Source organism: Thalassotalea profundi (assembly GCF_014653195.1).
GTDB classification, from domain to species: domain Bacteria; phylum Pseudomonadota; class Gammaproteobacteria; order Enterobacterales; family Alteromonadaceae; genus Thalassotalea_B; species Thalassotalea_B profundi.
Window position 1 is genome coordinate 90,967 of sequence record NZ_BNAH01000001.1, and the last position, 21,984, is coordinate 112,950.

At 35.3% G+C, this 21,984-nt stretch carries 26 protein-coding genes; 17 read left to right on the forward strand and 9 right to left on the reverse strand.

Translation table 11 applies throughout. The features are described from left to right. Positions 1 to 147 precede the first annotated feature (147 nt). The 4 genes from IE155_RS00400 to mfd form a co-directional block, all read right to left on the reverse strand. Positions 148 to 492 carry a Fis family transcriptional regulator gene (locus IE155_RS00400; protein WP_189376118.1) on the reverse strand — a complete coding sequence of 115 codons (345 nt, stop codon included), beginning with the start codon at positions 490 to 492 and terminating at the stop codon, positions 148 to 150. A gap of 8 nt (positions 493 to 500) precedes the next feature. Then, on the reverse strand, positions 501 to 788 hold the full coding sequence (locus tag IE155_RS00405) for a DUF1244 domain-containing protein (RefSeq protein ID WP_189376119.1): 288 nt from the start codon (positions 786 to 788) through the stop codon (positions 501 to 503). A 31-nt stretch (positions 789 to 819) separates the two neighbouring features. Continuing rightward, on the reverse strand, positions 820 to 2,358 hold the full coding sequence (locus IE155_RS00410; protein ID WP_189376120.1) for a CsiV family protein: 1,539 nt from the start codon (positions 2,356 to 2,358) through the stop codon (positions 820 to 822). 146 nt (positions 2,359 to 2,504) lie between these two features. Continuing rightward, entirely contained in the window at positions 2,505 to 6,071 is a 3,567-nt protein-coding gene (gene mfd, locus IE155_RS00415) for a transcription-repair coupling factor (protein WP_189376121.1), read from the reverse strand. Between the two features lie 275 nt (positions 6,072 to 6,346). Between mfd and IE155_RS00420 the strand changes: the two genes are divergently transcribed. The 5 genes from IE155_RS00420 to IE155_RS00440 all read left to right on the forward strand — a co-directional run bounded on the left by IE155_RS00420 (position 6,347) and on the right by IE155_RS00440 (position 9,489). After that, positions 6,347 to 7,030 (forward strand): YehS family protein, encoded by a 684-nt coding sequence (locus tag IE155_RS00420; RefSeq protein WP_189376122.1) that lies wholly within the window; start codon positions 6,347 to 6,349, stop codon positions 7,028 to 7,030. A 17-nt stretch (positions 7,031 to 7,047) separates the two neighbouring features. Continuing rightward, positions 7,048 to 7,992 carry a 2-hydroxyacid dehydrogenase gene (locus tag IE155_RS00425; RefSeq protein ID WP_229816910.1) on the forward strand — a complete coding sequence of 315 codons (945 nt, stop codon included), beginning with the start codon at positions 7,048 to 7,050 and terminating at the stop codon, positions 7,990 to 7,992. Positions 7,993 to 8,079: 87 nt separating this feature from the next. Next, the gene (locus IE155_RS00430; RefSeq protein ID WP_229816911.1) at positions 8,080 to 8,454 is read left to right on the forward strand and encodes a putative zinc-binding protein; all 375 of its coding nucleotides are present in this window, start codon (positions 8,080 to 8,082) and stop codon (positions 8,452 to 8,454) included. Between the two features lie 131 nt (positions 8,455 to 8,585). Continuing rightward, a complete protein-coding gene (locus tag IE155_RS00435) occupies positions 8,586 to 9,188 on the forward strand; it encodes a GNAT family N-acetyltransferase (protein ID WP_189376124.1) in 603 nt (200 codons plus the stop codon). 13 nt (positions 9,189 to 9,201) lie between these two features. Next, complete coding sequence (locus IE155_RS00440; RefSeq protein ID WP_268245234.1) at positions 9,202 to 9,489, forward strand: DUF3465 domain-containing protein; 288 nt, start codon at positions 9,202 to 9,204, stop codon at positions 9,487 to 9,489. A gap of 35 nt (positions 9,490 to 9,524) precedes the next feature. Here the strand turns inward: IE155_RS00440 and fur are convergent, their stop codons facing one another. Then, on the reverse strand, positions 9,525 to 9,968 hold the full coding sequence (fur, locus tag IE155_RS00445) for a ferric iron uptake transcriptional regulator (RefSeq protein WP_189376126.1): 444 nt from the start codon (positions 9,966 to 9,968) through the stop codon (positions 9,525 to 9,527). Between the two features lie 176 nt (positions 9,969 to 10,144). Between fur and IE155_RS00450 the strand changes: the two genes are divergently transcribed. The 10 genes from IE155_RS00450 to IE155_RS00495 all read left to right on the forward strand — a co-directional run bounded on the left by IE155_RS00450 (position 10,145) and on the right by IE155_RS00495 (position 17,478). Further along, positions 10,145 to 10,582 carry a DUF4442 domain-containing protein gene (locus IE155_RS00450; RefSeq protein ID WP_229816913.1) on the forward strand — a complete coding sequence of 146 codons (438 nt, stop codon included), beginning with the start codon at positions 10,145 to 10,147 and terminating at the stop codon, positions 10,580 to 10,582. A gap of 92 nt (positions 10,583 to 10,674) precedes the next feature. Beyond that, positions 10,675 to 11,136, forward strand: coding sequence for a TlpA disulfide reductase family protein (locus IE155_RS00455; RefSeq protein WP_189376128.1), 462 nt, complete (start codon positions 10,675 to 10,677; stop codon positions 11,134 to 11,136). Positions 11,137 to 11,165: 29 nt separating this feature from the next. Continuing rightward, complete coding sequence (locus IE155_RS00460) at positions 11,166 to 11,393, forward strand: DUF4266 domain-containing protein (protein ID WP_189376129.1); 228 nt, start codon at positions 11,166 to 11,168, stop codon at positions 11,391 to 11,393. After that, entirely contained in the window at positions 11,384 to 12,673 is a 1,290-nt protein-coding gene (locus IE155_RS00465) for a DUF3570 domain-containing protein (protein ID WP_189376130.1), read from the forward strand. Before IE155_RS00460 ends, IE155_RS00465 begins: the two co-directional genes overlap by 10 nt. A gap of 69 nt (positions 12,674 to 12,742) precedes the next feature. Beyond that, positions 12,743 to 13,573, forward strand: a complete 831-nt coding sequence (locus IE155_RS00470) for an FAD:protein FMN transferase (protein WP_189376433.1) — start codon at positions 12,743 to 12,745, stop codon at positions 13,571 to 13,573. A gap of 21 nt (positions 13,574 to 13,594) precedes the next feature. Beyond that, positions 13,595 to 14,254: a response regulator gene (locus tag IE155_RS00475; RefSeq protein WP_189376131.1), complete on the forward strand. Its 660-nt coding sequence runs from the start codon at positions 13,595 to 13,597 to the stop codon at positions 14,252 to 14,254. A gap of 80 nt (positions 14,255 to 14,334) precedes the next feature. Next, positions 14,335 to 15,648: a sensor histidine kinase gene (locus IE155_RS00480; RefSeq protein WP_189376132.1), complete on the forward strand. Its 1,314-nt coding sequence runs from the start codon at positions 14,335 to 14,337 to the stop codon at positions 15,646 to 15,648. Then, entirely contained in the window at positions 15,638 to 16,003 is a 366-nt protein-coding gene (locus IE155_RS00485; RefSeq protein ID WP_189376133.1) for a cupredoxin domain-containing protein, read from the forward strand. The genes IE155_RS00480 and IE155_RS00485 overlap by 11 nt, the downstream gene beginning before the upstream one ends. Beyond that, positions 15,993 to 16,778: a hypothetical protein gene (locus IE155_RS00490; protein ID WP_189376134.1), complete on the forward strand. Its 786-nt coding sequence runs from the start codon at positions 15,993 to 15,995 to the stop codon at positions 16,776 to 16,778. Before IE155_RS00485 ends, IE155_RS00490 begins: the two co-directional genes overlap by 11 nt. A 13-nt stretch (positions 16,779 to 16,791) precedes the next feature. Continuing rightward, positions 16,792 to 17,478 carry a hypothetical protein gene (locus tag IE155_RS00495; protein WP_229816975.1) on the forward strand — a complete coding sequence of 229 codons (687 nt, stop codon included), beginning with the start codon at positions 16,792 to 16,794 and terminating at the stop codon, positions 17,476 to 17,478. A 66-nt stretch (positions 17,479 to 17,544) separates the two neighbouring features. Here the strand turns inward: IE155_RS00495 and fldA are convergent, their stop codons facing one another. From fldA to IE155_RS00515, 4 genes are all read right to left on the reverse strand, one after another. Continuing rightward, a complete protein-coding gene (gene fldA, locus IE155_RS00500; protein ID WP_189376136.1) occupies positions 17,545 to 18,072 on the reverse strand; it encodes a flavodoxin FldA in 528 nt (175 codons plus the stop codon). Positions 18,073 to 18,095: 23 nt separating this feature from the next. Further along, the gene (gene ybfE / locus IE155_RS00505) at positions 18,096 to 18,377 is read right to left on the reverse strand and encodes a LexA regulated protein (protein WP_189376137.1); all 282 of its coding nucleotides are present in this window, start codon (positions 18,375 to 18,377) and stop codon (positions 18,096 to 18,098) included. A 4-nt stretch (positions 18,378 to 18,381) separates the two neighbouring features. Further along, positions 18,382 to 18,603, reverse strand: coding sequence for a DUF2788 domain-containing protein (locus IE155_RS00510; protein ID WP_189376138.1), 222 nt, complete (start codon positions 18,601 to 18,603; stop codon positions 18,382 to 18,384). A gap of 151 nt (positions 18,604 to 18,754) precedes the next feature. Then, entirely contained in the window at positions 18,755 to 19,528 is a 774-nt protein-coding gene (locus tag IE155_RS00515; protein WP_189376139.1) for an alpha/beta fold hydrolase, read from the reverse strand. A 199-nt stretch (positions 19,529 to 19,727) separates the two neighbouring features. On the opposite strand from IE155_RS00515, the gene seqA reads away from it, so the two are divergent. Together seqA and pgm are read left to right on the forward strand one after the other, a co-directional pair. Next, complete coding sequence (seqA, locus tag IE155_RS00520) at positions 19,728 to 20,282, forward strand: replication initiation negative regulator SeqA (RefSeq protein ID WP_189376140.1); 555 nt, start codon at positions 19,728 to 19,730, stop codon at positions 20,280 to 20,282. A 12-nt stretch (positions 20,283 to 20,294) separates the two neighbouring features. After that, positions 20,295 to 21,950 (forward strand): phosphoglucomutase (alpha-D-glucose-1,6-bisphosphate-dependent), encoded by a 1,656-nt coding sequence (pgm, locus tag IE155_RS00525; protein WP_189376141.1) that lies wholly within the window; start codon positions 20,295 to 20,297, stop codon positions 21,948 to 21,950. The last annotated feature ends 34 nt before the right edge of the window (positions 21,951 to 21,984 follow it).

Below are 21,984 nucleotides of genomic sequence, written 5' to 3' on the forward strand. Positions count from 1 at the left end.
TTGAATGATTTTAACGACTATTGCTCATGAATAGATAAGTTGAATTATTTAGTAATGTATTGATAACACTATTGATGCGTAAATTAATTGACATTGAATATGAGAGTGAATCTAGCAAATGATTAAAAAGTCAGCGCAAAAATACTTTCAGTGCTGCTCTAAGCGCTTAGCCCAGTTTCCTTCATGATCTTTTAAGCAATTGTCTTCGCAGTCATAGGAAATATGAGCGGTTATTTTTTTAAACTTAACCCCCATAGTATTAAGTTTTGCTTGGATTAATGGGGGTAACATCTTGTCTTTTATTTTTTTGTAATGCTTAAGATTTTCTTCGCTGTCAAACACGCAAATAATATGTAGACTTTCTGGAAAATTTGAGTAATTCACTCTATGGGTTAACCATTGAAAGCCTTCAATGCTTTCACGCGCTGAATCACACACTTCAGTGAGTATGACTCGCAGGTTATTATCAATTTTCTTGTCAGTTTTGCGCATTTAGGTATTTATTTGCTGTTTAGCTGATTAAATTTAGCAAGCTGCTCTTCTGTTGCAGGAAGTTGATGCTTTTCTTTCCATTCATTGTAAGGCATACCATAAACTTGTTCTCGAGCTTGATCTATGTCGACGGTAACACCAAGCTTTTCTGCTTCTGCAACTGTCCATTTTGAAAAACAATTACGACAAAAGCCCGCTAAGTTCATTAGCTCAATATTTTGTACGTCTTTTCTGCTATCTAAGTGTCTTAATAAGCGACGAAAAACCGCCGCTTGAATTTCAATTTCTTTTTCCATTATTTTCTCTTTTATTAGCTTTAAACTTTGTTTATTGAATGCCTTCAATCTCACTTTCGATTGGCGGTTCAGGGCGTGTATGTCGACGAATTTGTACAATCATACCTAAATATGGGTGATCAAAATAGTGAGTTTCGGTACTGATCACTTGGCGGTGTTGTTTAAATGATATGGTTTGAAGTGCTAGTTCGGCATCAGGTATTAGTTTAATTGTTTCTTGTTCAGCTAAGGTTAAATTCAGCATATTAAAATCAGCAATGATATTAAGACGGTTATTATTATTAATATATATTTGCATAAAACCTTGTACATACCAGGGCTGTAAAGGCTCTGTTGGTGGCGATAACATTAAGTTATTGTTTGCTACTCCTTCCATATTAATCGAGGTTGGAGCTTGTTCAATCTCATCAATTAAGTGTGTTGTATCGTTGGTGATTAATGAAAGCTGTTCAATAATATTCTTTAATTTTTGTTCTTTATTTTTAACAAGTTGCTCTTGCTCTGTTAATACCATTTCAGTGCTGTCGTTATTTGATAGTATCGTATTGAACGATTGCTCTTGAGCTATAACTTGACTTTGCTGTTGCTGATATAATTTAAGTTGTTCAATATAGTTCTGTTGCAAATTATCGCCAGCAAATAACTTAATTGGAATAGCATTACGTCTGCTATGTACCGGTTGTCGCCAAGCAAGGTGTAAAATAGGTCTAAAATCTCTACTACGTTTAAGTTGTGTAACAATATTATTCAGTGCTAAAGAGTCATTATTAAGTAAGTAAGGCTTTGGATTAAAAAGATCTTCGATTGCACTGATTTTACTAGGCACTTCTTTGACAGCAAAACCTAAATAGCTATAGATGTTGTTATCAGGTGATAATTTATCGAATTCCGCTTTAGTGATTTGACAGAGTAAATTCTCATCATTAGGGGCTAGCAAAGTCTGTGAATAGGTTAATTGTATGGGCGAAAAAAACTGCTCAGCTTCATTAACCCATGCTATTTGCTCTGGCGTTATTGTTTGTGATAATTCGCTATCAAGAGTGGGAGAAGTATCATTCACTAATGATATTTGTGTTAGCTGCTCTTCATCTACTTTTTCTTTCTCGGTAGTTACTCGATCAAAAAAGTCATCATTTTGATAACTTGAGTCGTGTGTTATTGTATCAGTGTTGTTTGGAGTCGAGTCGCTTTCAGGTAATGCCTGTGTAGTCGTTATTGCTTGGTTAGTTTCTTCTTCAATGACGGCTAATGGTTTTAGTGTGACGATTGAAGGTTCTTGCACTTTTTCGTGATAGGTAAACAGTTGATTTTTACTATTACAAAAAGGCAACTGTTGTTTTAAAGCGTGAATATCAGGGTTTAAATAAGGGGTTAATAAATCAAGTGGATTATTAAATGAAGGCAATTTTACATTATCAGCAAAAATTTCATTCAATTTAGCTTTATCTCCAAGTTGGCTTATTAAAATGACTTCAATATCAAACCAACGGCCACGGTCTGGGCTTGCCGCTAACACAGCACTAGAAACAAGTAAGCTTGATAATAAGGTAACCGCTTGTTTAGTTTTCATTTAATTCCCAAATAAAGTATACCAAGTAAAGATAATTCTTATGAAGTATAACGCTTATTATTTAATTTATGTGCTTTAAAAAGCAATCCTATTGTAACAAAGATAATTTTCAGAATAACGTGCTATTTTTATTATTTAGTACTGTTTTAGTTTAACTTTTTTGATAAATCATTCAGGATCGATGTCATTAGCATCAGTCTAGATTTAGCATCTTCACTTTTAAGTACAAACTTTAATTTATTCGCGCCTTCCATTTTAAATACCTTAGGCTGTTGCTGAATTAAAGTAATAATAAACATAGGATCTACTTTAGTATTGTCACTAAATTCAATAGATCCCCCTTGGGGCCCCGCATCAATGCGGTCAATTCCAATGGCTTGTGCTTTGAGCCTTAGTTTTGCTATCTGAATGATATTTTTTGCAGGCTGTGGTAATAAACCAAAACGATCAATAAGTTCAATTTGGACATCGTCTAGTTGATTTTTATTAACACAACTAGCAATTTGTTTGTACATACTTAAACGTAAACTTACATCAAAGATATAGTCTTCAGGTAATAGTGCAGGTATGCGTAAGTCTATTTCCGTTTGTTTTGCTAATACTTGATCAAGGGAAGGCTGCTTACCTTCTTTTAACGAATTAACCGCATGATCTAACATTTCCATGTACAAGCTAAAGCCTATTTGACTCATGGAGCCACTTTGCTCTTCACCAAGTAACTCTCCTGCACCACGAATCTCTAGATCGTGAGTGGCTAAAGTAAAACCAGCACCTAAATCCTCAAGAGAAGCGATAGCATCAAGACGTTTTTTTGCATCTTTAGTGATAAGCTTTACGTTTGGAGTTAATAGATAGGCATAAGCTTGATGGTGTGAACGGCCAACACGTCCTCTTAACTGGTGAAGTTGTGCTAAGCCTAATCGATCCGCTCTATCCATTATAATAGTGTTCGCGCTAGGTACATCGATACCTGTTTCAATGATCGTTGTACAAACAAGGACATTAAAACGCTGATGATAAAAATCGCTCATTATTCGTTCTAATTCGCGCTCGCGCATTTGTCCGTGTGCGGTGATAACATTCGCCTCGGGTAATAGTGCTTTGATTTCTTCAGCGGTTCGTTCGATGGTATCAACATTATTATGTAAGAAATATACCTGCCCCCCCCGAAGTATCTCACGTAAAATTGATTCTCTAATTAGTGCATCATCACGTTGTCGTACAAAGGTTTTTACCGCTAAACGTTTTTGAGGTGGAGTGGCAATAATAGATAAGTCACGCATGCCACCCATCGCCATATTTAATGTACGTGGAATGGGGGTTGCTGTTAACGTTAAAATATCTACATTACTACGAAGTTGTTTAATTTTTTCTTTTTGTTTTACACCGAATCTGTGCTCTTCATCTACAATTAGTAAACCTAAATCTTTATATTTGATACTATTTTGCAAAAGTTTATGAGTACCAATTAAAATATCAATGTGCCCTGATTCTACTTTGTCGATAACGGCATTTTGTTCTTTAGTTGTTTTAAATCGAGATAGTACTTCAATGGAAACTGGCCAGTTGGCAAAACGATCTCTAAAGTTTTCATAATGCTGTTGAGCAAGCAGAGTTGTGGGCACTAATATGGCAACTTGCTTTCCATCGTTAACAGCAACAAATGCTGCACGCATCGCCACTTCTGTTTTACCAAAGCCTACATCTCCACAAACAAGTCTGTCCATGGTTTTTGGAGAGAGCATATCGCTGATAACGGCGTTAATGGCTTGCTGTTGATCATGAGTTTCATCGAAACCAAAACTATCAGAAAAAGCGAGATAGTCTTCTTTGTTACGTTTAAAACTATAGCCTTTATTACTTGCTCTTTTCGCATAAATATCAAGTAATTCAGCTGCAACGTCTTTGACTTTTTCTGCCGCTTTTCGTTTCGCTTTACTCCATGAATCATTTCCTAGTTTATGTAGGGGAGCATGTTCAGCATCAGTCCCTGAATATCGACTAATGAGGTGTAAAGAAGCGACAGGTACGTATAATTTAGCGTCGTTAGCATAACTTAACGTGAGAAATTCAGTAGTGATGCCGCCCGTTTCTAGTGTTTGAAGCCCTAGATAGCGACCAATACCGTGATCAATATGCACCACAGGTTGCCCGATTGACAATTCCGCTAAATTTTTAAATAACGCATCGGCTTGAATATCTTGTTGTTTATTGCGCCTTCTAGTTTGTCGAACCCTATCACCTAACAGCTCTGTTTCGGTGATCAGCGCAATGGCATTTTTTACTGACTCTCCTTTATCTTGAAAAACGAAACCGGCACTAAGACTGTTAACCGTAATACCAATTTTTTCATCAGCATTAATAAAGTCTTCTATCGTTTTAAATTGTACAGGAGTTATATCAATTCGCTGTAATAATTCTAAAACACTCTCTCTTCTTCCTTGGCTTTCTGCCACAAATAAAATTTTACTTGGCGTCGCTTTATCAGACAAATAAAGTTTAATTAAATCAAAAGGGTGTTTTAGTTGATGATCAATAGTTAAATCTGGTAATGGTTTAACGTTATATTCAATAACACCACGTTGTGAAATAACTAAATTTTCGCTGTTAATCTCTACATTTTGATTGATTGTATCATCGGGAGAAATTGTTGAACTTGTATTGATTGCAGACTTTATGGTGATCCTATCAAAAGGCTTTAACGCACTGTATAACTCTTCACTAGTTAAGAACAATGCGCTAGGAGCTAATAAAGGACGAGTTTTATCGTATCGGCGGTCTTCATAACGATAATTTATATCTAACCAATAATGCTCAAGGGCTTTGTCGATATTTCCAGAGACGATCACAAGTGTATTATCTGATAAATAATCGCAAAGGGTATTAGTGCTCTCAAAAAAGAGTGGTAAATAATACTCTATACCAGCGGGTAAAATGCCATTACTTACTTGATGATAAATAGACTCTTTATCAATAATACTTGGAAATTTCTCTCGGTATTGCTGACGAAACATGTTTATGCCATCAGTATCGGTAGGAAACTCGTGAGCTGGCAATAGATCTATTTTGTCAACTTTATCACTTGAGCGTTGGTTTTCAGGATCAAATAAACGTATTTCTTCAATTTCATCATCGAAAAAATCTAACCTATACGGAGTAGTGCTCCCCATAGGGTAAATATCTAATATGGCGCCACGTGCAGAAAATTCACCGTGCTCCATTACTTGGTCTACACAGCGATAACCACTGGCTTCTAGATTTTGTCTTAGTTGATGTAAATCTTTTTTATCGCCTTTATTAATTAATAAACTATTACTTTCAAGATAGGCTTTAGGAGCTAGTCTCTGAGATAACGTTGTCACAGGTACGATAATAATGCCACTGGTCATTCTCGACATCTGGTATAAAGTGGCTAGACGTTGTGAAATAATATCTTGATGAGGTGAAAAAGAGTCATAGGGTAAAGTTTCCCAATCAGGAAATAAGCAAATTTCTAATTTATGACTATTTAAACTGAGTAATTCATGCTCTAGCTTTATTGCATTAGGCGTGTCGTGAACCACTATTAACAGAGGTTGTTTTGACTGAACCGCAGCTTGATACATAGCAATCGTGGCACTGCTACCTGTTAGATTACTCCAAATTTTTTTATCTGCATTTTTGCCACGACGACTGGTAATTACTGGAGAAAATAATAGGTGTTGTTTACTCATTGATTATTGACTATTTTATTTAATTAATAGAGGGAACTAACTCAAAACGTTAGCGAGTTTAAGAAGACTATCTTATCACGACTTTCGCTACTTTTTGATGTAAAAATTAACTTATATGACGACTTATCTATAAACACTGTGAAAATGTAAGTTAAAGTCTTTAGAACAGAGTATAATGCGATTATTCCTCAGGTTATCAATGATAATTTGGGTTAAGTAAGTATTTTATATGTAATTCACTTTTATATTGTGAGTTTAAGCCTTTGGAGAACTAGGTGACTAATAACGACGTGTTGCGACGTATCCGCTATGCTTTTGATTTAAGAGATACTAAGTTAGTAAAGATTTTTGCCAATGCTGGATTAATGGTAGATCTTGAACAAGTAAAACGTTGGTTAAAAAAAGACGACGATGAACAAATGCTTGAGTTAGCAGATGTTGAATTAGCGAGTTTCCTTAATGGCTTTATTATTGAAAAAAGAGGTCCTAGATCGGATGGCAAAAAAGTAGAGGCGGAAACGACTTTAACCAAGAATCTTATTTTAATGAAACTTAAAATTGCTTTGTCACTTCAAACTGATGACATAGTGGGAATGTTAGCTAAAACCGGCTTTAGCATTGGGCAGTCTGAATTGACCGCATTTTTTAGAAAACCAGATCATAAAAACTATCGTCATTGTAAAGCGCAATTTTTACGTAATTTTATTCAAGCGATTCAAGAACAATATCGACCTTCTACTACACAAACTCGTAAAGTAAATAATAAGGTAGACACGTTTAATAAACCAAATGCAACTAAAAGTAATCAAGAGTCAACGGTTAAAAGTTATGCTAAGCCTCGTAGTAAAAAAACAGGGGCTAAAACACTTTATGTTAACCCAAATGCGAGTAAGCCTGAAACCAAATTGAGAGTTCGTAAGGTATTAAAGTTAAAACCAGAAGATATTTATAAGCAGTAATAGTTAAGTTTATCGATATGACAGCCGTGATCCCATTGATTAGTCAATTACCTGAATCAGAGAAAGAACAGTGGCTAATACACTTAAATAGAAAACTTGATCCTCATAAAGTTGTTTTATCTGATGACATGAGTCATCAAGAAAAACTAGGTGTAAAAGTAGCTATTGTGGCAAATCCAGAACCAATGAAAGTGCTCGAGTTTCCAAGTCTTGTTTGGGTGCAAAGTTTATGGGCTGGTGTAGACCGCTTACTTCATGAAATCCCATTACCAACATGTAAAGTGGCTCGCTTAGAAGATCCTTATTTGGCTGATACAATGGCAGAGGCAGTTCTCACTTGGACCCTCTACTTACACCGAGATATTCCTCAATATGCTGCTCAACAAAAGCGTAACGAATGGCTTCAGCATAAAGTTTTACCTGCTTCAACGCGTAACATAAGTATATTAGGGCTAGGAAATTTAGGGCAGGTTAGTGCAGAACGTTTAAAAACTAATGGTTTTAATGTTTCTGGGTGGAGCCTAAGCCCTAAAGTGTTGCCAGGTATTACCTGTTACCATGGAGAAGCTGCTTTAACTGAGATGTTAGCAAAAACTCATATTTTAGTTATTCTATTACCATTAACGGGCAAAACGGACAAATTAGTTGATCAGGATTTATTATCAAAGTTGCCGAAAGGTGCACAAATAATTAATTTTGCTCGCGGCAAAATTATTGATATAAATGCGTTAGTTTCTGCTTTAGATAATAACCACTTAAAGCATGCTGTGTTAGATGTATTCGAGCAAGAACCTTTACCCATAAAAGATAGCTTATGGTGTCATGAAAAGATAACTATTTTGCCCCACATTTCCGCCCCAACCAATTTAATATCAGCTAGCGAAATAGTAAAGAATAATATTTTTAACTACTTACATGATGGTATTTTACCTAGGGTAGTGGATATAAATCGAGCATATTGAGAAAGCTTGATGTAAATCAAAATGTAAAAAATTAACCCTGTTAGTATTATGGATATTCAAGTATATAATGCTGATAAGGAATTAATTTTGAATACTAAACCTATTGTCTATGCCTGTACTGGCTGTTCAAATGTAGCTCGTATTGCCCATGATATAGCATTAACCCTTGATTCTGATGGGCTAGCTGAAATGTCTTGTGTTTCAGGTGTTGTTGGTAATGTCGCACCGATAAAGGCGATTGCCAAATCAGGTCGTAAAATAATTGCTATCGATGGTTGCTCATTATCTTGTACTAAAGCAGGCTTAAATACGTGTGATATAAAACCTGATTTTTATTTTACTATTACTGATTTAGGCATTGATAAAAGAGATAAATGGCAAGACTCGCTAACGGATAATAGTTTAGCTATTAACAGCATTTATAAAGCTTTAGATAAAGAGGGGATTAACTTTGTCAGATGACTATGGTGATAAGGTATTTTACCTTTTTATTATGGACATTAACGCAGGTGCCCGTCTAAGAGCCTAGACTTGGTCCTATTTGAACATTATTATTTAATAACAATTAGTGCCTAATCAAACGCTTAATAATAATGGATAATCTAGATAAATTTCAAAACATCATCGTTGGAAAAGTTATTAAACTGATCCCATTGTCACTGTTACATAAAAGCGAACTTGTTGCTGCTTCATCTGACGGTAATCTCTCAGAACTTTGGTTTACCAATGTACCGAATGAGAAAACAATTGATCAATATATTGATGTTGCCTTGTCAGGAAAATCAAAAGGAATAGCATTGCCTTTTGTTGTACAGGATATTGCATCAGGGAAAATTGTAGGCTCAACGCGATTATGCAATATTGATATCGACAACCGCAGAGCTGAAATTGGTTACACTTGGTATGCTAAAAGCTATCAGCGTTCAGGTGTGAATACAGATTGTAAACTATTAATGCTAAGTTTAGCATTTGAACAGTTAAATGCCATCGCTGTTGAGTTTAGAACTCACTATCACAATCATGTATCGAGAACCGCAATTGCTCGTTTAGGTGCAAAGCAAGACGGCATTTTACGCAATCATCGCATACATCCTGATGGAGAACTTAGAGATACAGTTGTTTTTTCTATTATTGAAAGTGAATGGCCTTTGGTAAAAAAATCTTTATTATTTAAACAATCACAATATTTAAACTAACCATTGTTCAATTATTAATATGAAAGCTTTTGGTATCGTTAATAAAATTTTTCCTGATGATAACAAGGGGAGTAGGCACCAAAAATTTACGGTTATGTTAAAAAATAAACAGACAGTTTTAATTGTACATAATATTGATATTGGCAAAAAGATCCCTGATTTACATATTGGAGATAAAATTGAATTTAATGGTGAGTATCAATGGAACAGTGCGGGAGGAATGGTACACTGGACCCATCACGATCCTCATGGTCGCCATAAAGATGGTTGGATCCGACATAAAGGGCAGCTATATCAGTAAGATAAAGCCTCATAAAGAGGCATTATTAGAATAAATTAAAGGTGTTTGTCTCGATAAGCATCACAAGCAACTTTATCTTCACATTCACCATATAAATATAGGCTGTGATTAGTTAATTTGATTTTGTGGTGTTTAGCAATATCTTCTTGTCGCTGTTCGATAACATCGTCTTCAAATTCGACTACTTTACCGCATTTTAAGCAAACTAAATGATCATGATGTTTATTTTGAGTGAGTTCAAATACAGATTTTCCGCCTTCAAAGTGATGTCTTGATACTATACCCGCATCATCAAATTGGTTTAAAACACGGTATACTGTTGCTAAACCAATCTCTTCATTTTGATCAAGTAATATCTTATAGACATCTTCAGCACTGATATGTTGATTTTCAGGTTCCTGTAATATCGCTAAAATTTTAATTCTAGGCAATGTTATTTTTAATCCTGCCCTTTTTAGCTCTTCATTTTGGCCTGCCATATAAATTGCTTCTCGAAGTTATTATAAAACGAAAATTATAGGTTGTTAGCGTCAGGGTTTAAAGGGTTAATTTACTTTAATTATCTAATAAGGTGTTTTTCTTTGAAAACTCAGGTGGTACGATGAGATGATTTTAATTAATTTGTTGTATAAAGATGTTTAAAAAAGCTTGGGTAATGAAGTTGTTGCTTAATATCTGGCCACCTTTTTTGTTTTGTGGCATCCGTATTGTGTATTTATCAGCTGATTTTCGTGAAGCGAAAGTCGAGTTAAGAATGCGTCCTTGGAATAAAAATGCTTTTGGGGCTCATTTTGGGGGGTCACTTTATGCTATGACAGACCCTTTTTATGTATTGATGCTAATGCCGCAATTGGGTGATCAATATTATGTATGGGATAAGAGTGCTGATATTGATTATATAAAGCCTGGTAAGGGAGTTGTTTATGCTGAATTTCATATAAACGAAGCGATGGTTGACGATATTATTAACAATACCGCTAGTGGTGAAAAGTATTTACCTGAATACTCTGTCGTAGTCAAAGATAAACAGGGTGATGTAGTGGCGCAATTAAATAGAACACTTTATGTACGTAAAAAAAAGCGTCATCGTTAACCCCTGTAATACCAATTCTAACTTAAGGTTATTTTAAGGTTACCTGATTACTATTATATTATTCAATGTAAGTAATCAGGTGTACTGTTTAAATGCAGCCAACTCAATTAAAGATTTTTCTTGTTATATTCTTTTTGATTATCAGCCAATTAACTCATGCAGAACCTATTGCTGAGTTTGAAAGTAAACTATCTAGATATCAAGGAGATATTGTCTATATTGACTTTTGGGCTTCTTGGTGTGGCCCGTGTATTAAATCCTTTCCTTGGATGAACGAGATGCAATCTCGGTACGAACATAAAGGGTTGAAAATCATTAGTATTAACCTTGATAGTGATTTCTCATTAGCTCGTAAATTCTTATCAAGTAATCCAGCAACCTTTGATGTTATTTATGACCCTGAAGGTGTGCTTGCGAAAAAATATCATTTAAAAGGGATGCCTAGTAGTTTTATTCTTGATCGGAAAAGCAATGTCATTAGTGCTCATGTCGGTTTTACTGAGCAAAAGAGTGAACAGTATCACAAAGAAATTATCGCTTTATTGACAAAATAATAATTTATATCGTTATTGAAGGTATCTACATGAAAATAATCTCAAATCAAAAAGTATGGTTACTTATAGGAGTTCTATCTTTATCTGCTTGTAGTTCTTTAGGGGTTGAACCTTGGGAGCGGGATAAACTGGCTAAAAAAGAAATGCTACCCAATTCAGCACCAATTGATGCTGCACTTGATGATCATATTTATTTTAGCAAAGAAGCGTCAAGTGGTGGTCGAAGCTTTGGTGGTGGAGGTTGTGGATGCAATTAACAGATAAGAAAAATGTGAAGGCGTTACTATTAACGGCGACGACAACGTTACTTGGTACTGCAAGTGTACAAGCAGCTGAAACGAAAGCTGATGAATGGCAGTTTGACACAGCGCTAATGTATTACGGTGAAACCGATCGTGTTACTGCTGTTGAAGCGATTATTGCTGGTAGTAAGCAGTTTGGTAATGATGAAATATTATCTTTAAAGCTAACAGTTGATACATTAACGGGAGCTTCTGCTAATGGGGCTGTTGCACAAAATACCCCGCAAACTTTTACTCGTCCATCTGGTAAGGGGCAGTATCAAATAAAGGCTGGAGAAACGCCGTTAGATGATACATTTAAAGATACTCGCTTGCAGTTAACAGGACAGTGGACTCAACCTTTAACTGAGCGTGATATTTGGAGCATTGGCGGCAATTTATCAAAAGAATATGATTATTTTTCTGCGGCAATCAACAGTAATATAGCGAGAGACTTCAATAAAAAGAATACCACGGTATCTGCGGGGGTTTCCTTTGCGTTTGACCAAATAGATCCAGAAGGTGGAATTCCTAATGCGTTTCATACAATGCTAATTGGTGATGTAGACTCTTCAAACTTTGCATCAGATTTCGATGCTACACGAAAAGAAAGTGGTGATGATAAGACAACTGTTGACTTACTTTTAGGCTTAACTCAAGTGATTAATCGCAATATGTTAGTGCAATTAAATTATAGTTATTCTGCTAGTAGTGGTTATATGACCGATCCATTTAAAGTATTGAGTGTGGTTGATCAACAAGGTATTAGCCAAACTTACTTATATGAAAATCGCCCTGACTCACGAAAGAAACACGCATTTTTTGGCCAAGTGAAATATCATTTTGATACCACGATTTTAGATACATCTTATCGATATATGATGGATGATTGGGAGATCGACTCACATACTGTAGACACTAAATATATTATCCCGTTGGCTAATGGTCATACGATAGAGCCACATTTTAGGTTTTATACCCAAACGGCGGCAGAATTTTATAAACCATTTTTATTAGAGGGCCAAGTAATACCTCAATTTGCCAGCGCGGATTACCGTATTGGTGAAATGGATGCTATGACTATTGGTATGAAATATGGCATACCTTTAAGTGATGGTGAGCATTTATCTTTTAGGATCGCATATTATCAACAATCACCAAAGAGTGATGGAACACAAGCTGTAGGACAGTTGAATGATTTAGAGCTTTATTCAAAAGTAGACGCTATTATGGCTCAAATAAGTTATTCATTTTAACGGTTGATTGTGAAGCGAAATATAGAATGCCACTCCCGATGGGGTGGCTATACTTTTTTATTTAATTGTATGGCTAGTCCGTGTGAGGTGCTGATTGATTGTAACGATAAGCTTTTAGCAAATAATATAGCATCAGCAATAGCTAAAGAAGCTTGGCGAATAGAAGATAAATATTCACGATACAATATTCAAAGTGTTTGTGGGCAACTTAATGAAAAAGCAGGGCAGTCGTGCGCTATAGATAATGAAACCTTCTTACTTTTGCAATTTGCTGATCAATGTTTTCAGATTAGTAACGGTTTATTTGACATAACCTCAGGTATTTTAAGAAAAATATGGCATTTTGATTGTTCAGATAATATACCTACTCAAAAGGAAGTCAGTCACTTACTTCCTTTTATTGGATGGTCGAAAACATCTTTGACGGACGCTACGTTTACCATGTTGCCAAATATGGAAATTGATTTAGGGGGAATAGGTAAAGAGTATGCTGTTGATAAGGCTATATTAATTGCGAAAAAAATGTCTACTTATCCAACTTTAATTAACTTTGGTGGTGACATTGCTGTAACAGGGCCTAGAAATGAAAATCAAGCTTGGCTTATTGGCGTTGAGCATCCTTCTCTTAAAGAAAAAAATAATGTAATGGTAAAGATAAAAACAGGCGCTATAGCAACAAGTGGCGATGCAAACCGCTATTTATTAAAAAATGGCAAACGCTACGGTCATGTACTAAATGTTAAAACAGGTTGGTCAGTTGAAGAACCGCCCAATGCCATTACTGTTGCTGCTCCGCAATGTATTCAAGCAGGGTTTTTAGCCACACTTGCTTTATTACATGGAAAAGATGCGGAGTTATTTTTATCTGATCAAGACATTAAGTATTGGGCAATTCGTTAATTGGTTTAGCATGGTAACTTTATGAGAATACTACTAGTAGAAGATGACAGACCATTAGCTGAAGGTTTACAACAATCATTACGCCGTGAAGGGTATTCAGTTGACTGGGTGAATAATGGCAAACAAGCTATTGATGGTATCGCAGGGGGGGATTGTGAATTAGTGATACTCGATTTAGGGCTGCCTGATGTTGATGGTATTACGGTGCTTAAAGAAATTAAAAATTCAAACAAAGCCTTACCGGTATTAATTTTAACAGCAAGAGATGGTATTGAAAGTAAAGTAACAGGTCTCGATTTAGGTGCCGATGACTATATCGCTAAACCATTTGACATGGATGAACTACATGCTCGATTACGTGTGATAGAGCGACGCATAGGTACCAGTTCAAGTGCTCTAGTTTGTATAAATAATGTTGCATTAGATACCGCGGCACACTCTATTACTGTTGATAATCACCCAATTAATTTATCTCGGCGTGAGTACATGATAATAAAATCCTTAATGGAAAATGCAGGCCGCATACAATCTAAAAGTCAGTTAGAGACGCGTCTTTATGAGTGGGGCGATGAAGTTGCAAGTAATACTATTGAAGTGCATATTTCAAATATTCGTAAAAAATTGCCTAAAGAATTTATTAATACTGTTCGTGGCGTTGGCTACATAATTCATCGTCAATAATGTAATTGTATTTAATTTACATGTATCGCATGATGAATAACCGAGTAACTTATGGTGAAAGAATGATGGTTATTAAATAAATGAGCATACAGCGTCATTTGATCATACTGATCATTTCAATAATTACGTTATCATCTTTTTTTGCTGCATTGCATGGGTATCGAGCGAGTATGGAACAGCTTGATAATTTATTTGATCAAGAGCTTATATCCATTGCCAATGTTTTGGTGAATGCAAAGCCTAATGCAAATACGACGAACCAAGAGCGATCATTATTCTATCAAGTAATTGAAAATAAAACGGTAATTAGTCGTAGTGCTATTGCACCAAATGAGGTATTTACCAGTACGAATAGTGACTTTTTTCATTTTACTTATAATGCCCAGCGTTGGCGTAGTTATAGCCTAAAAGTTGATGATTTACTCATCATTGTAGCAAGGCCAATTGCGCAACGAATTCAATCAGCTGAAATTGTTTTATATAAAGCAATATTTCCTATTGTGATCACGATCCCATTTATTGCACTTATTATTTTCTATGTAATACGTAAAAGCTTAAAACCTTTAAGAAACTTATCTAATAATTTACAAGCAAAAGAAATAAATGAGCTATCTCCTGTGAATGTAGATCATAATGTTAAAGAATTAAAGCCGATAGAATTAACGTTAAATCGATTATTTAAGCGATTAAATTCTGCATTTGAGCGTGAACAACAGTTGGCTACAAATGCAGCTCATGAGTTAAGGACTCCGATAAGTGTTTTAAACATTACGACACATAATTTAATAGAAGCTTATGCTGAAAATGGTATCACTTATGAGAATTTGAAAGAATTAAAAAACAACGTAGAACGCATGACTCAGGTGACCGAGCAAATTATAGCGTTATATCGTTTTTCTCCAGAGTATTTTAACGAAAAATTAATACCAATAAATGTAGAGCATTTATTACAACAAGTTATTGCTAATAATTATAGGGATATTACGAAAGCTACACAAAATATATCATTAGAAAGCATACCTTTAATGGTGTTAGGTGATGAATTTTCATTAGTAACATTGTTCGAGAACTTACTTAAAAATTCGATTAAATATGCTGGAGCAAAATCTGAAATTTTAATAAGTACTGTATTAAAACATAACCTAGTAATCATAACGTTGGAAGATTCTGGTGCCGGTTTAACCAAAGAACAGCGTAAAATGATGTTTGATCGTTTTTATAGAGCGAATGAAGATACAACACGAGTGAAAGGTAGTGGTTTAGGTTTATCTATTGCTAAACATATTGTTGAATTACATAACGGTACTATTACTGGCGAGCGTTCAAGCTTAGGCGGGTTAAACGTTATCGTAACACTTCCTCATTATTTTAAAGGGGATAGTCATGTGGAGTAATTTGCTAAATAAAATTTTAACTCAGTTGTTACTCGTTAGTTTCTTAATTTTAAGTACAGAAATTGAAGCTGCAGATAATACTTATTATTTAGTTATAGAAAATCATGTGTTTAAACCTTCAGTCATTGAAATACCACCCAATAAGAAAGTGAAGCTTGTAATTCATAATAAAGATAAATTACCTGAAGAGTTCGATAGCTTCGATCTTAATCGTGAAAAAGTGATTTTTGCAGGAAAAAAAAGCACAATTTATATTGGACCGTTACCCGCTGGTGAATACTACTTTATTGGTGAGTATCATCCTGTATCTGCACAAGGGAAAGTGTTGATAAAGGAGTTAAAAAATGCTGATTAATACCGTTGTTTTGTTATTAAGAGATTTGCTGCCTGTATTTGTCTTACTCACTTTTTTACGTGCCTTTATAGTACCTGATGCTTTCTCTTATAAAAATATTAGAAACGTTGCAATTACCAGCTTTTTATTTGTTCTACTGATCATTCAAATTGTTGAACCTATTAGTGAATGGTTTGAAGGTGCAGGACTTGAGCTTATGCAAGTGAGCTTAATTATAATGAGTTTTATGCTTTTTTTGTTAATAACATTGCTCCGTATTCATCGACAAAATACTAACATATGCATTCGTTTAGCGAATATCGGCTTAGAAGTATTTATTGTGGTTAAAACCAGTAATTTTTTTATCTTTTTACACGTATATCTTCAAGATAAATCACAGGTATTCAATGTATTTATCGGTGTAATGCTAGGCATAGGTATTTGTATGAGCTTTAGTGCTATTTTTTATTATTTGTTAAAAGAATGGCAAGAGACCTCATTGAAAACTTTACTGTATATCCCTTGGTTTTTATTTCTATCAGGCATGATCAGTCAAGTCTTAGCATTATTAGCGCAGGTTGATATATTTTCTTTATCAGCGCCGTTATGGAGTAGTGAGCATTTGATAGAAAATAGCTCTGAATATGGACAACTACTTTCAGCTTTAATAGGTTATCAGTCAGCACCAGCAAGAGAGTTTTTAATTCTATATAGCATTGTATTTTTAGGATTAGTGTTATTAACAGCTATCACTCATTTTTTCGTCAAAAACCGTCAAGGACTTCCTCATGAGTAAATTAATCCCCCTTATGTTAATCATGCTCTTAATCTGTAGCTATAGCACGGCCACCTATGGTGATGGTTTAGTGGTTGATAAAGTTTATCACCCATATGTACTGGCTAATGAACAAGAAGTGGAATGGCGATTTATGTCAAGTCAAACAGATACATATAATCGTTTAGGACAACGTTTAGGCTACGGTCGTTCACTCAGTGATACCTTTGCAATAGATGTTTATTTAATTGGCCATCGAGATGATAACTTAGATTTTGGCTTATCTGCTTATGAGATTGAAGGTCGTTGGATGCTAACTGAACAGGGCCAATATTGGGCCGATTGGGGGATGTTATTTGAGGTAGAAAAAAAATATAGAACTAACGATTGGGAAGTCACTACAGGATTCATTGCCGAGAAAGAGTTTGGTAAATCAAGCTTAACTGTAAACTTCTTTATTGTACAAGAGTGGGGCGATAATATTCCAACAGAAATGGAAACTGAGTTTAGATTGAAATATCGTTATCGGTTTATGCCAGAAGTGCAACCTGCTTTTGAGGTTTACTCTGGAGAAGACTTTTTTGGCCTAGGCCCCGCATTTATGGGAATACATCGCTTTGAAGGCCAAAAACAATTGAAGTGGGAATTAGGTTTTATCTCTGAGGTTTCTCATTCAGGTAAAGATCACACTTTACGTTTCGCACTTGAATATGAATTTTAAATGAGCAGAAAATAATAAACCCACCAATAAGGTGGGTTTATTATTAATTTGTACGATAAAGGCTGATTAATCAGCTAATTCAGCTAAACACATTTCTTCGTAAACTTGTTTAACCCATTTATCAACGCGCTCTTCGGTTAATTCTGGCTGACGGTCTTCATCTATACATAAGCCAATAAAGGTATTTTCATCAATTAGGCCTTTAGATGCTTCAAATTCATAGCCTTCAGTTGGCCAGTTACCCACTAAAATAGCACCTTTAGATTCAACTATATCGCGTAATGGAGCCATAGCATCACAAAAATATTCTGCATAATCTTCTTGGTCACCTAAGCCAAATATAGCCACTAATTTATCGGTAAAATCAATTTCTTCTAATTCAGGAAGAAAGTCATCCCAGTCACATTGATTTTCACCGTAGTACCATGTTGGAATACCTAAGATAATGAGATCAAATTCAGCGATCTCTTCTTTAGTGCTTTTAGCAATATCTTTTACATCAACTAGTTTTTTACCCAACTTCTTTTGGATCATTTTACTAACTGCTTCAGTATTACCCGTATCACTACCGAAAAATAAACCTACAATTGCCATTGAATTACCTTTTATATCTAAATTTAATCTTGTTGCTTTGCTAGTGCTTCGACTATCAATGCTTCAATTAGCTCACTTCGGTTTACACCTTTATTATTAGCTAATTGCTCTAACTGTTCGATTACGCTTTGATGAATTTTAAACTCAACACGTTTTAAGCCATTGCTTTTGTCACGCTTAACTTGGTTGCGTTTATTGATTTTTATCTGCACGCTCCGAGAATAAGGGTTGGTTTTCGGACGGCCAGGACGTTTGTCGTCACTGAATAAATCAATAGTGGTGATATCTGCGTCTTGCTTTGCCATTTTATTAACCTACGCCTTGGCTTTCCCAAATAAATTGGATAACACCTTTAGCGATAAAACCAGCACAGCCAAGAAAAAGCACTAAATATACAACTAAGCGGCCTTTTTTAGGCACATTATTTTTTGTCATGACATCATGTATTGATAAGCCAATGAAAATAAAGATAAAAGCAAAAAATAAATCGAGCCCAATGGCTTCAATCGTAACAAAATATTCTGCAAGCATAACTCACCCTATAAAATTCACGCGCACTATAGCATAAGCGTGACTTTAAGCACATATCTTTTCTAATAATAAGGTTGCATATGCAACATAAATGCGAGGGAGATGTGATTTTATTGATAGATATCAAATTTTATAATCATTTATTTATATTTTATTGGGTATTTTTAGCAAGAAAATCGAGCACAATTTTATTGAAAATTGTAGTTTTCTCAGCATGTAACCAATGGCCTGCACCTTGAATTATCTTAGCTGAACTCGTTGGAAATAATTTTATAATAGTTTGTCTGTGTTCAGGTAAAATATAATTGGAATCACCGCCCTTTATAAATAGGGTAGGGCCTGAAAATTGTGCTTCTCCTTGATAACCCATCATGATTTGTGGGTAGCAATTGTTAATATAGTCGAGATTACATTTAAAGTGCCAATTATTACCGTCCGATATTAAATTTCTTAATAAAAATTGCCTAACGCCTATTTCTTTCACATAAGGCGAGAGCTGATTATCAGCGTCTTTACGTGATGAAATACTGGGTAAGTCTATTGCTTTTAGGCCTTCCAAAATTTTTTGATGATGTGCAGGGTATTGTACAGGTGATATATCGGCAATAATTAATTGTGAAACTCTTTCTGGAAACTCTAAAGCAACTTGCATGGCAATTTTTCCGCCCATTGAGTGGCCCAGTAGTATACATTTATTAATATTGAGATGGTTAAGCAACGCGATTATATCTTGTGCTAATTCAGCGTAATCCATAGTGTTTTTTTGAAATGAATTACCATGATTTCGAACATCCACACTGGTCACACAATAATTATCTTTCAGGCCTTTGGTAACCATGTTTAAGTTTTCTAAACTGCCTAAAAGCCCATGAATTAATATGATGTTCTCACCTGAGCCTTGTTGGTTGTAATTTAAAATTGTCATAATAGTTCACTGAAAATAACGATAAGTTATTGTCCTTGTTTTTGTTTTATGATGCAAAATGAAAATACAGATCTATTGTTTTTTTAGTTGAATATAGGTGAAATCTAGTGATTGATGCGAATCAAGGCTAGAGACTTGCTCTTAAGGTAAGTATAATTATCTCAGATTAACCGAATATTTTTAATTATTTAGGCTTTTAATGAAAAACATTGAAGTAGATGAAGAGTTGTACCAATACATAGTAACAAATACGCAAGAAATTGGTGAAAGTGCCTCCTCAATTTTAAGAAGATTACTTAAACTTAATGATAATAATATCGATAAAGTGACATTAAACGAGCAACTTGCAGAAAAAGACATAGTCAATAATGTTCAAGTGAATCAGCAATCTGAATCAACACAAGCCACTGTATCAATTAATTCACTATTCGATGTTATCAATAAAGAAGAATTAGCCATGCAACGTGGTGCTGTTGGCCGTTTTTTAATTATTTTAGCAGCATTACATCGTGTTCACCAAAGCCAGTTTAGTAAAGTATGTGAGATCAGAGGACGAGATCGTTTATATTTTGCGACAAGTGAAACTGAACTTGAGCAAAGTGGCAGTAGCACTAAGCCTAGACAAATACCCGATAGTAACTTTTGGGTTATTACTAATTCTAACACCACACGTAAAAAAATGATGTTAACAGAAGTAGCCAAAGAAATGGGCTATACAGGCAAAGATATTGAAGCAATAAGAGATTTATTATAAAAAGGATAAACCATGTCAGTGCACCCTTATGCAGGAAAACCCGTACGACCAGAAGATAGAGTTAACTTAGGACGTTTAGTGAGTGACTACTTTCTAAAAACACCTAACGTCAATATTAATGAGCAAAAGGTGACTTTTGGCACTTCAGGTCACCGTGGCAATGCTAATTTAAATAGCTTTAATCAGCAACACATCGCTGCTATTTGCCAGGCGGTTGCAGAATATCGCACAGCACAAGGTTATAAAGGTCCTCTTTATTTAGGTAAAGATACCCATGCGTTATCTGAACCTGCATTTGCAACAGCACTTTCGGTGCTTATTGGAAATAATGTTCCTGTTGTTATTCAATCTGATCAAGGCTATACCCCAACACCTGTTATTTCACGATTGATCATTGTTCATAATAAATCACAGGGCAAAAATAAAAATCAAGCAGATGGTTTAATAATTACCCCTTCTCATAATCCACCAACTGATGGCGGAATAAAGTATAACCCGCCTCATGGTGGGCCTGCTGAAGGGGAGGTTACCAAGCTTATTGAACAACGTGCTAATGACATTATTGCTGGCAATATGGTTGAGTTACAATCAGTGGAGTTTGATGATGCCTTAACGTCAACGTTATTATCCAAAGAAGATTTTATAGAGTTTTATACTGAACAACTTGAGCAAGTAATTGATTTAAAATCTATTAGCCAAAAATACATTCGAATTGGTGTTGACCCTTTAGGCGGTTCCGGCATTGATTACTGGCCTGAAATTGCCAAGCGCTACAATTTAAATTTAACCATCGTAAATCCGGTAGTTGATAGTAGTTTTGCCTTTATGCCGCTGGATAAAGACGGCAAAATCCGTATGGATTGTTCATCTCCTTACGCAATGGCGGGCTTAATTGCTATGAAAGATGATTTTGACGTTGCTGTAGGCAATGATCCTGATTTTGACCGTCATGGTATTGTTACTAAATCGGGCGGGTTAATGAATCCTAATCATTTTCTAGCGGTTGCTATTCATTATTTAATGACACATCGGGATTGGGCAACTACTTGTAAAATAGGCAAAACTTTAGTTTCAAGTAGCTTAATTGATCGTGTAGCTAAATTAATTAACCGACCGCTATCTGAAGTTCCTGTAGGCTTTAAATGGTTTGTTGATGGTTTGCATACAGGTGAATATGCTTTTGGTGGCGAAGAAAGCGCAGGTGCTTCATTTTTAGCAAAAGATGGTAGCTGTTGGACTACAGATAAAGACGGTTTTATCATGGCATTATTGGCCGCTGAAATTTTAGCGGTTACAGGAAAAGATCCCTATCAATATTATTTAGCGCTAGTTGGACAATTAGGTAAAGCCTGTTATGGGCGTGTAGAAGCAGTTGCATCGTTTGAACAAAAGCAAATTTTAACGTCTTTATCGCCAGATATGGTAACGTCTGATACGTTAGCGGGCGAGAAAATCAATCAAGTCTTATCTCATGCACCAGGTAATGGTGCCGCTATTGGTGGATTAAAAATTGTCACAGATAACGGCTGGTTTGCTGCTCGTCCATCAGGCACAGAAGATATTTATAAAATTTACGCAGAAAGCTTTATCGATGAAGCGCATTTACAGCAAATTATTACCGATGCACAAATGCTAGTGAATACGGTTTTTAAAAACGCAGGCTTGTAATCGCTAATGTTGTAGGTTGGGTGAACCCATCAGA

Excerpts from the sequence above, each read along its gene's own strand:
- IE155_RS00490 (WP_189376134.1), top strand. The coding sequence starts at position 15,993 with ATGCTGATTAATACCGTTGTTTTGTTATTAAGAGATTTGCTGCCTGTA.
- IE155_RS00470 (WP_189376433.1), top strand. The coding sequence starts at position 12,743 with ATGGCTAGTCCGTGTGAGGTGCTGATTGATTGTAACGATAAGCTTTTA.
- IE155_RS00405 (WP_189376119.1), bottom strand. The coding sequence starts at position 788 with ATGGAAAAAGAAATTGAAATTCAAGCGGCGGTTTTTCGTCGCTTATTA.
- IE155_RS00400 (WP_189376118.1), bottom strand. The coding sequence starts at position 492 with ATGCGCAAAACTGACAAGAAAATTGATAATAACCTGCGAGTCATACTC.
- IE155_RS00410 (WP_189376120.1), bottom strand. The coding sequence starts at position 2,358 with ATGAAAACTAAACAAGCGGTTACCTTATTATCAAGCTTACTTGTTTCT.
- IE155_RS00460 (WP_189376129.1), top strand. The coding sequence starts at position 11,166 with ATGAAAATAATCTCAAATCAAAAAGTATGGTTACTTATAGGAGTTCTA.
- IE155_RS00485 (WP_189376133.1), top strand. The coding sequence starts at position 15,638 with ATGTGGAGTAATTTGCTAAATAAAATTTTAACTCAGTTGTTACTCGTT.
- IE155_RS00510 (WP_189376138.1), bottom strand. The coding sequence starts at position 18,603 with ATGCTTGCAGAATATTTTGTTACGATTGAAGCCATTGGGCTCGATTTA.
- IE155_RS00475 (WP_189376131.1), top strand. The coding sequence starts at position 13,595 with ATGAGAATACTACTAGTAGAAGATGACAGACCATTAGCTGAAGGTTTA.
- IE155_RS00455 (WP_189376128.1), top strand. The coding sequence starts at position 10,675 with ATGCAGCCAACTCAATTAAAGATTTTTCTTGTTATATTCTTTTTGATT.
- IE155_RS00495 (WP_229816975.1), top strand. The coding sequence starts at position 16,792 with ATGTTAATCATGCTCTTAATCTGTAGCTATAGCACGGCCACCTATGGT.
- IE155_RS00435 (WP_189376124.1), top strand. The coding sequence starts at position 8,586 with ATGGATAATCTAGATAAATTTCAAAACATCATCGTTGGAAAAGTTATT.
- pgm (WP_189376141.1), top strand. The coding sequence starts at position 20,295 with ATGTCAGTGCACCCTTATGCAGGAAAACCCGTACGACCAGAAGATAGA.
- mfd (WP_189376121.1), bottom strand. The coding sequence starts at position 6,071 with ATGAGTAAACAACACCTATTATTTTCTCCAGTAATTACCAGTCGTCGT.
- ybfE (WP_189376137.1), bottom strand. The coding sequence starts at position 18,377 with ATGGCAAAGCAAGACGCAGATATCACCACTATTGATTTATTCAGTGAC.
- IE155_RS00425 (WP_229816910.1), top strand. The coding sequence starts at position 7,048 with ATGACAGCCGTGATCCCATTGATTAGTCAATTACCTGAATCAGAGAAA.
- fur (WP_189376126.1), bottom strand. The coding sequence starts at position 9,968 with ATGGCAGGCCAAAATGAAGAGCTAAAAAGGGCAGGATTAAAAATAACA.
- IE155_RS00450 (WP_229816913.1), top strand. The coding sequence starts at position 10,145 with ATGAAGTTGTTGCTTAATATCTGGCCACCTTTTTTGTTTTGTGGCATC.
- IE155_RS00480 (WP_189376132.1), top strand. The coding sequence starts at position 14,335 with ATGAGCATACAGCGTCATTTGATCATACTGATCATTTCAATAATTACG.
- IE155_RS00515 (WP_189376139.1), bottom strand. The coding sequence starts at position 19,528 with ATGACAATTTTAAATTACAACCAACAAGGCTCAGGTGAGAACATCATA.
- fldA (WP_189376136.1), bottom strand. The coding sequence starts at position 18,072 with ATGGCAATTGTAGGTTTATTTTTCGGTAGTGATACGGGTAATACTGAA.
- IE155_RS00465 (WP_189376130.1), top strand. The coding sequence starts at position 11,384 with ATGCAATTAACAGATAAGAAAAATGTGAAGGCGTTACTATTAACGGCG.
- seqA (WP_189376140.1), top strand. The coding sequence starts at position 19,728 with ATGAAAAACATTGAAGTAGATGAAGAGTTGTACCAATACATAGTAACA.